Below are 16,300 nucleotides of genomic sequence, written 5' to 3' on the forward strand. Positions count from 1 at the left end.
TCTGCTGTTCGCGTCCTCTCACGGCGTGTCGAACTCGGTGTCGAGCAGGTCGAAGACCTCATCGATCGAGGCGGAGTCCAGGTTCTCTTCCCGCCCGGTCCGCTCGCTCTTGCATCGGTCGGCCAGGGCCCGCAGCCGGGCCGCCACTTGGGCCCGGCCCTCCTCGTCGCCGTCCATGCGTGCCAGGCCGGCTTCCAGGCGGGCCAGTTCGGCCAGCAGTCTGTCGACCTCCCGTACCGGTTCGGGAGCCAGTTCGCCGCGGAGATAGCGGGCGAGTTCGGTGCAGTTGGGGTGGTCGAACACCAGCGTGGCAGGCAGTCGCAGTCCGGTGGACGCGGCCAGCCGGTTGCGCAGTTCGACGCCGGTCAGGGAGTCAAGGCCGAGTTCCAGGAAGCCCCGGTCGATGTCGATCGCCCCGGCGGTGGCGAAGCCGAGGGCGGCGGCCACCTGGCCGCGGACCAGGTCGAGCACGACGCGCCGCTGGTCGGCCTCGGGCACTCCGGAGAGCGCGGCCCGCAAGACCGCGGGGTCCGCCGAGCCGGCCTCCGTCCGCCGCTTCGGACGGGGAACGAGCGTCCTGAACAGCGGGGGCACCAGGTCGCGCCCCCGCAGGGCCGCCGGCCGGAACGCCATCGGGACCACCAGCGGCCGGTCGGCGGCACAGGCCGCCGAGAAGGCGGCCATGCCGTCCTCCGTGGTGAGCGTGCTCATGCCGGAGCGTGTCACCCGGCGTACGTCGGCCTCGGTGAGTGTCCCGGTCAGTCCGGTGCGTTCGGCCCAGGGGCCCCAGGCGAGCGACACGGCGGGCAGCCCCAGCCGGCGGCGGTGCGCGGCGAAGGCGTCCAGGAACACGTTGGCCGCCGCGTAGTTGGCCTGCCCCGCTCCGCCGAGGACACCGGCCGCGGAGGAGAACAGCGCGAACGCCGTGAGTTCCGCGTCCCGGGTCAGCTCGTGCAGGTTGACCGCCCCTCGTACCTTGGGCCCGAGTACCCGCGCGACGCTCTCGTCCGTCATGTGGGTGAGTACGCCGTCGTCCAGGACGGCGGCGGTGTGCACCACGGCGGTCAGCGGGTGCCGCGCGGGGATCCGGGCCAGGGTGTCGGCGAGTGCCTCGCGGTCGGCGACGTCGCAGGCCGCCACGGTCGCCCGGGCTCCGAGGCCGGCCAGTTCCGCGACCAGTTCGTCGGCGCCGGGGGCGGCCGGGCCGCTGCGGCTGATCAGCAGCAGGTGCCGCACCCCGTGGTGTCGCACCAGGTGCCGGGCGAGGGCGCTGCCGAGGGTGCCGGTGGCACCGGTGACGAGTACGGTGCCGTCGGCGGTCTCCAGGCCGGTGTGCGGTGCCGGTTCCGGTGCGTCGGCGCGTCCTCCGGGTACGGGCATCCGGACCAGCCGGGGCGCGAGGACCAGCCCGCCGCGTACGGCGACCTCGGTCTCCCCCGCCTCCAGTGCGGCGGTGACGGCCCGGTGCAGCAGCGCGGGGTCCGGCTCGGCCGCCGGGTCGAGGTCGACCAGCAGGAACCGGCCGGGGTGCTCGGCCTGCCCGGAGCGCATCAGGCCGCGTACGGGCGCGTTGACCAGGTCCGTCAGGTCGTCGTCGGCCGTGGCGACCGCGCCTCGGGTGACCACTGCCAGGGTCTGCGCGGTGTGCTGCTCGTCGGCGATCCGGTCACGGATCAGGCCGAGAGCGCGGGTGACGGCCTTCTCCACGGCGTCGGCCGTGTCGGATCCGGTGCCGGTGCCTGGGTCGACGAACGGCGCGAGGACGATGTCGGCCTCCTCGGGCTCCGTGTCCCCGAACGCCCCGCCCAGCCAGGTGCCGTCCCCGAGCAGCGCGAGCCGGCCGGAAGCGGCGGCGGGGATCGGTACCTCGGTCCCCCAGTCCACGTGCAGGAGCGTGTCGGCCAGACCATGGCGGACAGCGGCCAGCTCGGCACCCGCCGGCCGTGCCACCAGGGCTCCCACTCCGCCGGCCGGGGTTCCGGTGTCGTCGAAGAGTTCGAGGCCGACGCCGTCGCCGGACTCGGTGAGCCGTACGCGCAGTGTCACGGCCCCGGTGGCGGACAGTGTCACCTCCCGCCACATGAAGGGGAGGTCGGCGGTACGGCCCGCGTCGGCTTCGGCACCGTCGCGCAGACGGCGCAGCAGGCCGATGCCGTGCAGAGCCGCGTCGAACAGCGCCGGGTGCAGGAGGAAGCCCTTGTCGGACGCCTCGTCGGGCAGGCGCACCTCGGCGAAGAGTTCGTCACCGCGGTGCCAGGCTCCGGTGAGGGCCCGGAAGGCGGGGCCGTAGCTGTAGCCCGCGTCGGCGATGGCCTCGTAGAAGCCGGTGAGTTCGACCGGTTCGGCACCGGGCGGTGGCCAGGCGGTGAGCGAGTGGGCGGCGGACACGGCGGGGGCGGGCGCGAGGGTGCCGGTGGCGTGCCGGACCCAGGGGGCGTCCCCGAGGTCGGCGTCGCGGGCGTGGACGGACACCTCCCGGCGGCCTGTCTCGCCGGGAGCGCCGACCGTGAGCTGTACCTCCACGGCGTGGTTCTCGCCCAGCACCAGTGGTGCGCCCAGGGCGAGTTCCTCCAGCAGCGGGGCGTCCACCCGGGCCCCGGCGTGCAGGGCCATCTCCGCGAAGGCGGTGCCCGGCAGCAGGACGGTGCCGAGCACGGCGTGGTCGGCCAACCAGGGGTGGGTGCGCAGGGACAGCCGCCCGGTGAAGACGGTGCTCGCGCCGTCGGCGAGCGTCAGTGTGGCGGTCAGCAGCGGGTGCCCGGTGCTGCTCAGGCCTGCCGCGCCGAGGTCGCCGACGCCCGGCGACGCGGTGTCGAGCCAGTACCGCTCTCGCTGGAAGGCGTACACCGGCAGCGGGACGGTCCGCACCGGCAGCCCGGCGAGGGGCGTGGTGAGATCGGCCGCGCCCCCGTGGGTGTGGAGTTCGGCGACGGAGAGGAGGAAGCGTTCCATGCCTCCGTGGTCGCGGCGGAGCGTGCCGAGCACGGTGACCTCTCCCGGGCTGAGGTCGGGGATGTCGTCGAGGATCTCGCCGAGCGAGGGCGCGAGGACGGGGTGCGGACCGATCTCCACCAGGAACCGGGCCCCCTGTTCGATCAGTCCCCGCACGCCCCGGTCCAGGTCGACGGGGGTGCAGAGGTTTCGCTGCCAGTAGGCGGCGTCGAGGAGTCCGCCGTCCGTCCGCTCTCCGGTGACCGTGGAGTGGAACGGGATGCCGCCCGTCCTGGGGCTGAGGCCGGTGAGCAGTTCCGCCAGTTCCCGGGCCGCGGGCTCGACCTGGGCACAGTGGGAGGAGAAGTCCACCCGGATGCGTTTCGCGCGGACGCCGTCCTCCTCGCAGGTAACGAGGAACTCGCCCAGTGCCTCGCGTTCCCCGGCGACGACGGTCCACGCCGGGCTGTTGATCCCGGCCAGGGAGAGCCGGGTGTCCCAGGGCTTCAGCAGCTCGCGGGTCTTCTCGGCCGGCAGGGCGACGGATGCCATGCCGCCGATGCCGGCCAGCGGGAGGAGCGCCTTGCCGCGCAGGGCGACGACCCGGGCCGCCTCGGCGCGCGAGAGCGCGCCGGAGACGTAGGCGGCGGCGATCTCGCCCTGCGAGTGGCCGAGGACCATGTCGGGTTCGACGCCGTGCTCGCGCCAGAGTGCGACGAGTGCCGCGGTCACGGCGAACAGCACGACCGGTGCCACGTCGACCCGGTCCAGTGGCGGCGCGCCGTCGGTGCCGCGCAGCACGTCGATCGGCGACCAGTCCAGGTGGTGGGCGAACTCCTCGCCGCACGCGTACAGCTCGGCGGCGAAGACTTCGGAGGTCGCCAGCAGTTCGACGGCCATGCCTTCCCACTGGCCGCCCTGCCCGGGGAAGACGAAGGCGATCTTTCCGGGTCGCTCGACGCCCTGGACCAGGTGTGGTGCGGCCTCGCCGCGGGCGAGGGCGAGGAGGGCGGCCCGGCGGTCGTCGTCGGTGGCGGCGACCACGGCGGCGCGGTGTCCGAGCAGGGCACGGGTGGCGGTCAGCGAGTGGGCGAGGTCGGCGGGGTGGGCGGCGGGTGCGGTGTCCAGGTGTTCGAGGAGCCGCAGGGCTTGGCCCCGGAGCGCTTCCGCGCCGCGGGCGGACAGCGTCCAGGGGGCCACCACGCCGGCGAGTTCGGGAGACCGGTCGGGCTCGGGCTCGGGGGTACGGTCGGCCTCGGGGGCGCGCTCGGGGTCCTGGACGGGCGCGGGCTGTTCCACGTACTGCTCCAGCACCAGGTGGGCGTTGGTGCCGCTGCCGCCGAAGGAGGACACGCCGGCCCGCCGGGGGCGCCCGTCGGTGTCGGGCCAGGGGGTGGTCTCCGTCAGCAGCTTGACCGCGCCCGTCGACCAGTCGACGTGCGGGGTCGGTGCGTCGATGTGCAGGGTCCGGGGCAGGACCCCCTCGCGCAGCGCCATGACCGTCTTGATGACGCCGCCGACGCCGGCCGCCGACTGGGTGTGACCGATGTTGGACTTCACCGAGCCGAGCCACAGCGGCCGGTCCTCGGCGCGGTTCTGGCCGTACGTCGCCAGGATCGACTGTGCCTCGATGGGGTCGCCGAGGGTGGTGCCCGTGCCGTGCGCCTCGACGGTGTCGACGTCGGCGGCCTCCAGACCGGAGTTGGCCAGCGCCTGGCGGATGACTTTCTGCTGGGCGCGGCCGTTCGGTGCCGTGAGGCCGTTGGACGCGCCGTCCTGGTTGACGGCGGTGCCGCGGATCAGCGCGAGGACCGGGTGTCCGTTGCGCAGCGCGTCCGAGAGGCGCTCCACCAGGATCATGCCGACCCCCTCGCCCCAGCCGGTGCCGTCGGCCGCCGCGGCGAACGGTTTGCACCGGCCGTCGGCGGCGAGGCCGCGCTGTCGGCTGAACTCGGTGAAGGAGGCGGGGGTGGCCAGGACGGCGGCGCCGCCCGCGACCGCCAGGTCGCATTCGTTGTTCCGCAGCGCCTGGCAGGCGAGGTGGATGGCGACGGCGGAGGACGAGCAGGCCGTGTCGACGGTGGCGGCGGGCCCTTCGAGGCCGAAGGTGTAGGAGATGCGGCCGGACGCGGCCGCGGTGCCGGTGCCGGCGAGGAAGAAGCCTTCGGCCTCGTTGCCCGGCTGCTGGGCCCCGATGCCGTAGCCGACGAACGAGGTGCCGACGAAGACGCCCGTCTGGGTGCCCCGCAGGGACGACGGGTCGATCGTGGCCCGTTCCATGGCCTCCCAGGTCGCCTCCAGCAGCAGCCGCTGCTGCGGGTCGGTGGCCACCGCCTCGCGGGGGCTGATGCCGAAGAGGGACGCGTCGAAGTGGGAGGCGTCCCTGAGGAACGCGCCCTCCTTGACGTAGGAGGTGCCGGGGTGGTCGGGGTCGGGGTCGTAGAGGTTGTCCGTGTCCCAGCCGCGGTCCTGCGGGAAGGGGCCCATGGCGTCGGTGCCCTCCAGCACGAGCCGCCACAGGTCCTCGGGCGAGTCCACACCGCCGGCGTACCGGCAGCTCATGCCGATCACGGCCAGCGGCTCGTCCGCGGCGGTGCCCGCGGCCCGGGCCGCAGTGCCCTGGGCCGGGTCCTGCTCGCCGAGGATCTCGGCGAGGAGGTGGTCCGCCAGATCGGCGGGGGTGGGGTGGTCGAACACCAGGGTGGGCGGCAGTTTGCGGCCCGTGGCGGTCTGGAGGCGGTTGCGCATGTCGACGGCCATCAGCGAGTCGAAGCCCAGGTCCCGGAAGGCACGGCCGGCCTCGATCGCGGTGGAGTCGGCGTAGCCGAGCGTGGCGGCGGCGTGCTCCCGTACGAGGTCGAGCAGGTGCTGGGTCCGCTGCGGGCCGGTCAGCTCGACGAGCCGGTCGTACAGTTCGTCGGTCTCGCCGGGGTGGCCGGGCGGGGTGTCGGAGGTTTCGAGCGCGGCCCGGGCCTCGGGGATGTCCATGATCAGCGGGCGGGTGCGGGCCGCCGTGTAGCCGGGTGCGAAGCGTGCCCAGTCGATGTCGGCGACGGTCAGGCAGGTCTCGTCGGCGTCCAGCGCCCGGTCGAGCGCTTCGAGGGCGAGGCGCGGATCCATCGCGTGCAGCCCGCGCCGGCCGAGTTCCGCGGCGGCCCGCTCGTCGTCGGCCATGCCGCCCCCGGCCCAGCCGCCCCAGGCGACGGCGGTGGCCGCCAGTCCCCGGGACCGGCGGTCCTGGGCCAAGGCGTCGAGTACGGCGTTGCCTGCCGCGTAGGCGGCCTGGCCCGCGCCGCCCCAGACGCCCGCGCCGGAGGAGAAGAGCACGAAGGTGCCGACGTCACCGGCGAGTTCGTCCAGGTGCCGTGCGCCCTCGGTCTTGGCCGCGGTCACCGCGGCGAGTTCGCTCTCCTCGCAGTCGGCGAGCGCGGTCGCCTGCGCGACACCGGCGGCGTGGATCACCGTGTCGGCGGGGTGCTCGGCGAGCAGCGCGGCGAGCTGGTTCCGGTCGGTGACGTCGCATGCGGCGACGATCGTCTCGACGCCTCGCGCGGTGAGTTCGGCGGCCAGCTCCCGGGCGGCGGGGGTGTCCGGGCCGCGGCGGCCGGTGAGGACGAGCTTGCGTGCGCCCCGGGCGGCCATGTGGTGGGCGAGGTGGCGTCCGACGCCTCCGGTGCCGCCGGTGATCAGCACGGTCGAACCGGGCTGCCAGGACCGGACCGGTGTGGTCCGCGGGGCGCGGACCATGCGGCGGGCGAAGACTCCGGCGGGGCGGAGCGCCAGTTGGTCCTCCGTGCCGGAGTCCCCGAAGTCCTCGGGCCGCCGCGCGAGCAGCCGCAGCAGCTTGTTCAGGACCCGGTCGTCCGGCTGCTCCGGCAGGTCGATGAGGCCGCCCCAGCAGTCGGGCCGCTCCAGAGCGGCCACCAGGCCGAGTCCCCAGGTGGCGGCCTGCGCGATGTCCCGTACCGGGTCCGTGCGGCCGACGGAGACCGCGCCGCTGGTGACGAGGTGGAGCGGGAGCGGGTCCGGGCGGGCGGTCACGGTGCGCAGCAGGGCGAGGTTCCCCGCGGCTCCGACGCTGACGCCCGGGTGGAGGGGATGGGGGCGGGAGTCGAGGGCGAGCAGCGAGATCACTCCGGACAGCGGCTGTTGTCCGGACGGTTCCTCGGGCGGTTCGGCGCTCACACGGGCCCGGCCGCCCGCCTGGTTCACCAGCGCGGCGAGCCGGCCGGCCAGTTCTTCCTGCTCCTCGCGGGCGAGGATCGCCCAGGTGCCGGTCAGCGCGGGCCGGCCGGGTCCGGTGAGGGGGGTGTGTTTCCACTCGACCCGGTAGCGCCAGCCGTCCACGGTGGACCGGTCGTGGGAGCGCCGCCGCCAGGCGGCGAGCGCGGGCAGTGCGGGGGCGAGGGCGTCGGTGCCCAGGGATTCGGCGAGCGTCTGGGCGTCGCCGCCCTCCACCGCCGCCCAGAAGCGGCTTTCCTCGGCCGTAGCGCCCTGGGTGGGGTCGGCTGTCTCCTCGGGGAGGGGCTCCCACCAGTAGCGGTCCCGCTGGAAGGGGTAGGTGGGCAGGTCGACGGTGCTGCCGCGGGAGGCCCAGGAGGGGTCGGTGCCCCGGACGAACGCTTCGGCGAGCGAGACGGAGAACCGTTTGAGTCCGCCTTCCTGGCGGCGCAGCGAGGCCAGCAGCACGGGGTCGGGCGCGCCGGCGTCCTCCGCGGTCTCCTGTACGGCTCCGGCGAGTGCCGGGTGGGGGCTGCACTCGATGAAGACGCCGAATCCGTCGGCGAGCAGTGCGCGGGTGGCCGGGGCGAACTGCACGGTCTGGCGCATGTTGCGGTACCAGTACTCCGCGTCCAGCCCGGTGGTGTCGAGCAGTCCGCCGGTGACCGTGGAGTAGAAGGGGATACGGGAGGCGCGGGGCCGTACGGGGGCCAGTGCGGCGAGCGCCTCCTCGCGCAGCGGATCGACGACGGACGAGTGCGCCGCGCCCTTGATCCGGAGCTTGCGGCACCGTATGCCTTCGGCCTCCAGTTCGGCGAGGAGTTCGTCCAGCGGTGCCTCGTCGCCCGCGACGGAGACGGACGACACTCCGTTGACGGCGGCGATGTTGAGGGCGTCGCCCCAGCGTTCGAGCCGTGCCAGCGCCTCCCGCGCGGGCAGCGAGACCGAGGCCACCGCGCCCTGGCCGACCACCCGGGACAGCAGGCGGCTGCGGTGGGTGACGACCCGTGCGGCGTCCTCCAGGGACAGTGCGCCGGCGAGGTGGGCGGCGGCGATCTCGCCCTGCGAGTGGCCGATCACCGCCTCGGGCTCGACGCCGTGCTCGCGCCAGAGCCCGGCGAGGGCCACCATCGTCGCGAACAGCACGGGCTGGATGACGTCGACCCGTTCCATGTTCCCGGCACCGGGCAGGCCGCGCAGGGTGTCCTCGACCGACCAGTCGAGGTGCTCCTCCAGTGCCTGCGCACAGGTCCGCAGCGTGTTCCGGAAGGTCGCGGACTCCTCCAGCAGCCGGTCGGCCATGCCGGGCCACTGCGAGCCCTGGCCGGGAAGCACGAACGCCACCCGGCCGGTCCGGCCCGCTGTCCCCGTCACCAGTCCCGGCGTGGGGACGCCCTCGGCGAACGCGGTCAGCTGGGCGTGGTGGTCGGGGCCGAGGAGGGCGGCGCGGTGTTCGAAGCGGGAGCGGGTGGCGGCCAGGGAGTGGGCCACGTCGTGGCCGGCGAGCGCGGGGCCGGCGTCGAGGCGGTCGGCGAGCCGCCGTGCCTGGGCGCGCAGGGCCGCGGGGGTACGGGCGGAGAGCAGCCAGGGCAGTTCGGCCGCCGGACTCGCCTCGGCCGCGGACGTGTCGCGGGCCGGCTCGGGGACGGCCTGTTCGAGGATGGTGTGGGCGTTGGTCCCGCTCATGCCGAACGACGAGACGGCGGCGCGGCGCGGGCGGCCCGTGTCCGACCACTCCGTCTGCCGGGTCAGCAGCCGGACCCCGCCGCCGTCCCAGTCCACGTGCCGGGTGGGCTCGGTGATGTGGAGGGAGCGCGGCAGGACGCCGTGGCGCAGGGCCATCACCATCTTGATGATCCCGGCGACGCCGGCGGCCGACTGGGTGTGGCCGATGTTGGACTTCAGCGACCCCAGCCACAGCGGCTGTTCCTCGTCGCGGCCGTGCCCGTACGTGGCCATCAGGGCCTGGACCTCGATGGGGTCGCCGAGTTCGGTGCCGGTGCCGTGCGCCTCGACCGCGTCCACGTCGGCGGTCTCCAGGCCCGCGTCGGCGAGCGCCGCCCGGATGACCCGCTGCTGGGCGGGGCCGTGGGGGGCGGTGAGGCCGTTGGACGCGCCGTCCTGGTTGACCGCGCTGCCGCGCACCACGGCCAGGACCGGGTGCCCGTTGCGGCGCGCGTCGGAGAGCCGCTCGACCAGGAGCATCCCGACGCCTTCGCCCCAGCCGGTGCCTTCGGCGTCGGAGGAGAAGGCACGGCAGCGACCGCCGGGCGCGAGCGCGCCGCCCTGCGCGGCGTCGGTGAACATGCCCGGTACCGACATGACGGTGGCACCGCCGGCGAGCGCCATCGCGCACTCTCCGCGCCGCAGTGCTCCGATGGCCAGGTGCAGCGCCACCAGCGACGACGAGCACGCGGTGTCCACGGTCACCGCCGGGCCCTCCAGCCCGAACGTGTAGGCCAGCCGGCCGGAGACGACGCTCGTCGCGGTGCCGGTGAGGACGTGCGGGCGGGAGCCGTCGGGCACGTCGAACCGGCCGAGGCCGTATCCGGAGGTGGCGGTGCCGACGTACACGCCGGTGGAACTGGCGCGCAGCTCCGCCGGATCGACGCCGGCCCGTTCGAAGGCCTCCCAGGAGGTCTCCAGCAGCAGCCGCTGCTGCGGGTCCATCGCCAGCGCCTCACGGGGCGAGATGCCGAAGAACGCGGGGTCGAAGCCGGCGGCGTCGTGGAGGAAGCCGCCCTCGAAGGTACGCCTGTCCTCGGACTCCCCGGTCTCGCCGTAGATGCGGGCGAGGTCCCAGGCCCGGTCGGTGGGGAAGTCGCCGACGGCGTCGGTCCCGTCGGCGACGAGCCGCCACAGCGCCTCGGGGGTGTCGGCACCGCCGGGGAAGCGGCAGGCCATGGCGACGATCGCGATGGGGTCGCCGGCGGTGGTGCCGCTGGTGGCGGCGGTGGTGGCGGGGGCGGGCGCGGCGAGGTCGCCGAGGACCTCCGTGACGAGATGGGTGGCGAGTGCCTCGGGGGTGGGGTGGTCGAAGACGAGTGTCGCGGGCAGTCTGCGGCCGGTCGTCTGGCCGATACGGTTGCGCAGCTCCACCGAGGTCAGGGAGTCGAAGCCGAGGTCCTTGAACGGCCGTGTCGGGTCCACCGCGTTCGGCGAGGCGAAGCCGAGTACCGACGCGACCTGGCCGCGGACCAGTTCGAGGGCGGTGTGGATCCTGTCCTGCGCGGGCAGCAGGCGCAGCCGCTCGGCGAGGCCGCCCGGGGCGACGGAGCGGTCGGCGATCCGCCGTGCGGGTCGGACCAGTCCGTGCAGCAGCGGGGGCGGCGTGGCCGGGGAGGCGGCGAGGCGGGCGGTGTCCAGCACGGTGGGCAGCAGGGCCGGGCCGGGCAGTGCCAGGGCGGTCGCCAGCAGGCCGAGGCCGTGCTCGGGGCTCAGCGGGGGGAATCCGGAGCGGCTGATACGGGCCGCCTCGGCCTCGGTGAGCGCGTCGGCCATGCCGCCGACGCCGGTCCAGGGGCCCCAGGCGAGGGACAGCGCGGGCAGTCCGCGGGCGTGCCGGTGCCGGGCGAGGGCGTCCAGGTAGGCGTTGGCCGCCGCGTAGTTGCCCTGCCCGGGGCTGCCGAGGGTCCCGGACATCGAGGAGTACATGACGAACGCGGCCAGGTCGGCGTCGGCCGTCGCCTCGTGCAGGGCCGCCGCCGCGGTCTTGGGCGCGAGGACGGCCTTGAGCCGGTCCTCGGTGAGCGACTCGACCAGGCCGTCGTCGAGGATGCCGGCCGCGTGCACCACGGCGGTGAGCGGGTGCCGCCGCGGGACTCGGTCGAGCAGGGCTTTCAGTGCCGTGGGGTCGGTGATGTCGCAGGCCGCGACGGTGACCTCGGCTCCCAGGGCGGTCAGTTCGGCGCTCAGTTCGCCGACGCCGTCGGCCTGGGCTCCCCGTCGTCCGACCAGCAGCAGGTGGCGTACGCCGTGTTCGGTGACCAGGTGCCGGGCGGTGAGGGCGCCGAGCGCCCCCGTACCGCCGGTCACCAGCACCGTTCCCTCCGCGTTCCACGCACCCGGGACCGTCAGCACGACCTTGCCCACGTGCCGGGCCAGGCTCACGAAGCGGAACGCCTCAGGTGCCCGCCGCACGTCGAAGGCCCGCACCGGCGGCAGTACCAGCGTCCCGGCCGCGAACAGTCCCAGGATCTCGGCCAGGATCTCCCCGATCCGCTCGGGTCCCGCCTCCTGGAGGTCGAACGCGCGGTAACGACGCCCGGCGAACGCGTCCGGCTCGCGCAGGTCCGCCTTGCCCATCTCGACGAAGCGTCCGCCGGGGGCCAGCAGCCGTGCCGAGGCGTCGACGAACTCGCCCGCCAGCGCGTTGAGGACGACGTCCACACCACGCCCACCGGTACGCTCCGCGAAGACCGCCTCGAAACCCAGGTCCCGCGAGGACGCGAGACGGCCCTCGTCCAGCCCGGTCGCCGCCCACTTCACCCGCGACGCCGTCCCGTACACCTCCGCACCCAGATGACGGGCCAACTGCACCGCCGCCATCCCCACGCCACCGGCCGCCGCGTGCACCAGCACCGACTCACCCGCCGACAACCCCGCCAGATCCACCAATCCGTAGTACGCCGTCACGAAGGCGATCGGCACCGCCGCGGCCTGCGCGAAGTTCCAGCCGTGCGGCACCTGGGCCACGAGCCGCTCGTCGGTCACCGCCAGCGGGCCCATCGCGCCGTCGAAGAACCCCATCACCCGGTCCCCCACCGCGCAGCGGGACACTCCGGGGCCGGTCTCCACCACCACGCCGGCGGCTTCGCCTCCCACCAGCACCTCGCCCGGGTACATTCCCAGCACATTCAGCACGTCGCGGAAGTTCACCCCCGCCGCGCGCACCGCGACCCGGACCTGACCCGGCTCCAGCTCCCGCGCCGCGTCGGGTGCCGCGAGCAGCGCCATGTTCTCCACCGCGCCGCGCTCCGGCACTCCCACCCGCCACGCCCCGCCGGGGGGCGGTACGAGTCCGCGGTCCGCCGCCGTCAGGCGTGCCGCGAGCACGGTTTCCCCGCGTACGGCGGTCTGCGGGTCACCGGACATGACGCACAGGGCGAGCGCCCGGGCGGTGTCGCCGGCCGGGGTGTCCAGATCGACCAGGAGGATCCGGCCGGGGTGCTCGGACTGCGCCGAGCGCACCAGACCCCATACGGCGGCCCCCGCCACATCGGGCACGGTGTCGGCGGGGTCCGCCTGCACCGCGCCGCGGGTGGCGACGATCAGGCTGCTGCCCGCGTACCGCTCGTCGCCGAGCCAGGAGCGCAGCTGTCCGAGCACCTCGGTGGTGCGGGCGAGTACGGCCTGTGCGTCGGTGGGGGTGTGGTGCGCGTCCGGGCAGGCGGACAGCACCAGATGGGTGGGGATCCGGCCGCTGTCGGCGAGGCCGTTGAGCGTGCCCGTCCGGTCGACGAGCGGCTCGCCGCCCCCGAACTGCGCGCACTCTCCGGGCCCGGGGCCGGCCGCCGGGACCGGGGTCCACTCCAGCCGGTAGAGGTCGTCGGGGTGTCGCGCCTCGTCGGTGAGGTCCGGTGCGGGCCGGGTGACGACACGCTCCACGGTGACGACCGGGCTGCCTGCCGGGTCGACCGCCCGTACCCGGAGGCCGTCGCCGTCGTCCGCGGGCGAGACCCGGGCACGCAGGAGGGTCGCCCCGGATGCCCAGAGCGTCACCCCGGACCAGGAGAAGGGCAGGCCCGTCGTGGTGCCGTCGCCCTGTACGGCGGCCGACTGGAGCGCGGCGTCGAGCAGGGCCGGGTGCAGTCCAAAGCCGGTGGCGGCGTTCTCCGGCAGGGTGAGTTCGGCGAAGACGTCCGCGCCACGCGTCCACACGGCGGATACGCCGCGGAACAGCTCGCCGTACTCCAGTCCGGCGGTCGTGAGCCGCTCGTAGAGCGCGGCCGGGTCGGTGGGTTCGGCGTCCTGGGGCGGCCATACGCCGATGAGTTCGGGGTCCTCGGTGACGGTCCGGGGCCGGGGGGCGAGGACTCCGGTGGCGTTCCGGGTCCAGGGACGGTCCGGCCAGCCGTCGAACGAGCCCCCGTCCTCGCGCCGGGAGTGCACGGTGAGGGTTCGTCTGCCCTCGTCGTCGGCCGCGCCCACGGCCAGCTGCACCTGTACGGCGCCGTCCTCGGGCACGATCAGCGGCGTTTCCAGGACCAGCTCGTCCAGCCGCTCGGTCCGCGCCTGCTCACCGGCTCGCACCGCGAGATCGACGAACGCGGTGCCGGGCACCACGATCCGGCCGTGCACCCGGTGCTGTGCCAGCCACGGCTGGGCGGCTGTGGAGATCCGGGCGGTGAAGAGGTATCCGTCGTCCTTCGCGAGCGCGACACCCGCGCCCAGCAGCGGGTGATCGGTGACGCCGAGGCCGGCGGACGCGACATCGCCCGCCCAGGAGACGCCGGAGGGCCAGTAGTGGTCGGCGGCGAAGGCGTACAGGGGCAGCGGGATGCGCCGGCCGCCACCGGGCGCGAACACGGCGGACCGGTCGAGATCCGCACCGCGCGCGTGGACACACGCGAGGGCGCGCAGCAGTGTGGGGTGCTCGTCGTGGCCGGAGCGCAGGGCGGGAACGGCGGTCACGTCCTCGGCGAGGTGCGGGACGAGGGCGGAGAGCACAGCGTCCGGGCCGAGTTCGAGGAACACGCCGGCACCGGCGTCATGGGCCTGACGCACCGCGTCGGCGAAGCGGACGGGTTCACGGATCTGCCCCACCCAGTAGGCGGGGGTGGCGATGTCACCGGGCGCGGTGGTGCGGACGGGGATTCGCGGGGCGTGGTACGTCAACGACTCCGCGACCGCCGCGAACTCGGGCAGCATCGGCTCCATCAGACGGGAGTGGAACGCGTGCGAAACGGCCAGCCGCTTCACCCGCACACCCTCGCCGCGCAACCGCTCCTCCAGTACGGCGATCGCCTCCGCCCCACCGGACACCGTCACCGAAGCGGGCCCATTCACCGCGGCAAGGTCCACGCCCTCGGGCAGTGTCAGATCCTTCTCCGCCACCTCCACCGCCAGCATCGCGCCACCCTCGGGCAGCGCGTCCATCAACCGACCGCGTGCCGACACCAGAACGCAGGCGTCCTCCAGCGACAACACCCCCGCACAATGCGCCGCCGCCAGCTCACCAATGGAGTGCCCCACCAGAACATCCGGGACCACGCCCCACGACTCCACCAGCCGGAACAGCGCCACCTCCAACGCGAACAACCCCGCCTGCGCGAACACCGTCCGCCCCAGCAAACCCGCGTCCTCGCCGAACACCACCTCACGCAACGAACGCCCGAGATCCACCCGAGCACACACCGCGTCGAACGCGTCCGCGAACACCGGGAACACCCCGTACAACTCCCGGCCCATCCCCAACCGCTGCGACCCCTGCCCCGAGAACAACAGCGCCAAGCCACCCGGCGCGGTCTTGTCGCGCACCACCGACGGCACGTCCTCGCCCTCGGCCAGTGCCCGCAGCCCGGCCAGCAGTTCCTCCCGGCTCTCACCGAGCACCACGGCCCGGTGCTCCAGCGCCGCGCGCCCCGTCGCCAGCGAGTGGCCGACATCGGCCGGGTGCGCCTGGGCGGCCACCGGCAGCAGTCGCTCCGCCTGGCGGCGCAGCGCGTCGGCGGAGCGGCCGGAGAGCGGCCACGCCGACCGTCCGTCCTCGGTACCCGTGCTGGTCGCCGTCCGGTCGGCGCTCGTGTCGGGGGCCTCCTCGATGATGATGTGGCCGTTGGTGCCGCTCACCCCGAACGACGACACACCCGCCCGGCGCGGGCGCTCGCCCCGGGACCAGGGCCGTTTCTCGGTCAGGAGTTCCACCGCGCCCGCGGACCAGTCCACCTGTGCGGACGGCTCGTTTACGTGCAGTGTCCGGGGCAGCTGCTCGTGCCGCAGCGCCATGACCGTCTTGATGACGCCGGCGACACCGGCCGCGGCCTGTGCGTGCCCGATGTTGGACTTGACCGAGCCGAGCAGCAGCGGGCGGTCCGCGGGCCGGTCCTGGCCGTAGGCGGCGAGCAGCGCCTGCGCCTCGATCGGGTCGCCCAGCCTCGTACCGGTGCCGTGTGCCTCGACCATGTCCACGTCGGACGCGGAGAGGCGGGCGTCGGCGAGCGCCTGGAGGATGACGCGCTGCTGGGAGGGGCCGTTGGGGGCGGTGAGCCCGTTGGACGCGCCGTCCTGGTTGACCGCGCTGCCGCGTATCACCGCGAGCACCTCGTGGCCGTTGCGTACGGCGTCGGACAGCCGCTCGACCAGCAGGACGCCGACGCCCTCGGACCAGCCGGTGCCGTCGGCGTCCGCCGAGAAGGACTTGCAGCGGCCGTCGGCGGCCAGCCCGCGCTGTCGGGTGAACTCGGTGAAGACGCCGGGTGTGGCCATGACCGTGACGCCGCCGGCGAGCGCGAGAGTGCTCTCGCCGCTGCGCAGCGACCGGCAGGCCAGGTGCAGGGCGACCAGGGACGACGAGCACGCCGTGTCCAGGGTCACCGCCGGGCCCTCCAGCCCGAGGGTGTAGGCGACCCGGCCGGAGATCACGGCGGTCGCGCCGCCGGTCAGCTGGTGGCCCACGGAACTCGGTTCGTTCGCCAGCAGCCGCAGATAGCCCTGGTCGTTGCCGCCCGCGAACACCCCGGTGCGGGTGCCGCGGACCGACTGGGGGTCGATGCCCGCGTGCTCGAACGCCTCCCAGGCCGCCCGGAGCAGCAGTCGCTGCTGGGGGTCCATCGCCAGCGCCTCACGGGGGGAGACGCCGAAGAAGCCGGCGTCGAACCCGGTGGCGTCGTGGACGAATCCGCCCTGGCGGGCGGAGCTGTGTCCCTCGCCGTCCGGGTCGCCGTCGAAGAGCCGGGCCAGGTCCCAGCCCCGGTCCTGGGGGAATCCGGAGATCGCGTCCTGTTCCCCGGCCACCAGACGCCACAGGTCCTCGGGCGTGTGGACACCGCCCGGGTAGCGGCAGCTCATACCGATGATCGCGATCGGCTCCTGGTCGGCGGCCTCCCGGTCGCGCAGCCTCTGCTTCGTCCTGCGCAGATCGATCGTGACCAGCTTGAGGTAGTCCCGGAGTGTCTCGTCCTCTGCCATGTGTCAGTGCCTCCCAGGC

1 protein-coding gene is annotated in these 16,300 nt (G+C 74.5%); it reads right to left on the reverse strand.

The annotated features are described in order from the left end of the window. Positions 1–18 precede the first annotated feature (18 nt). Complete coding sequence (locus ABD371_RS19185) at positions 19–16,281, reverse strand: type I polyketide synthase (protein WP_344478580.1); 16,263 nt, start codon at positions 16,279–16,281, stop codon at positions 19–21. Positions 16,282–16,300: the final 19 nt, after the last annotated feature.

Source organism: Streptomyces amakusaensis (genome assembly GCF_039532665.1).
Lineage (GTDB): Bacteria > Actinomycetota > Actinomycetes > Streptomycetales > Streptomycetaceae > Streptomyces > Streptomyces amakusaensis.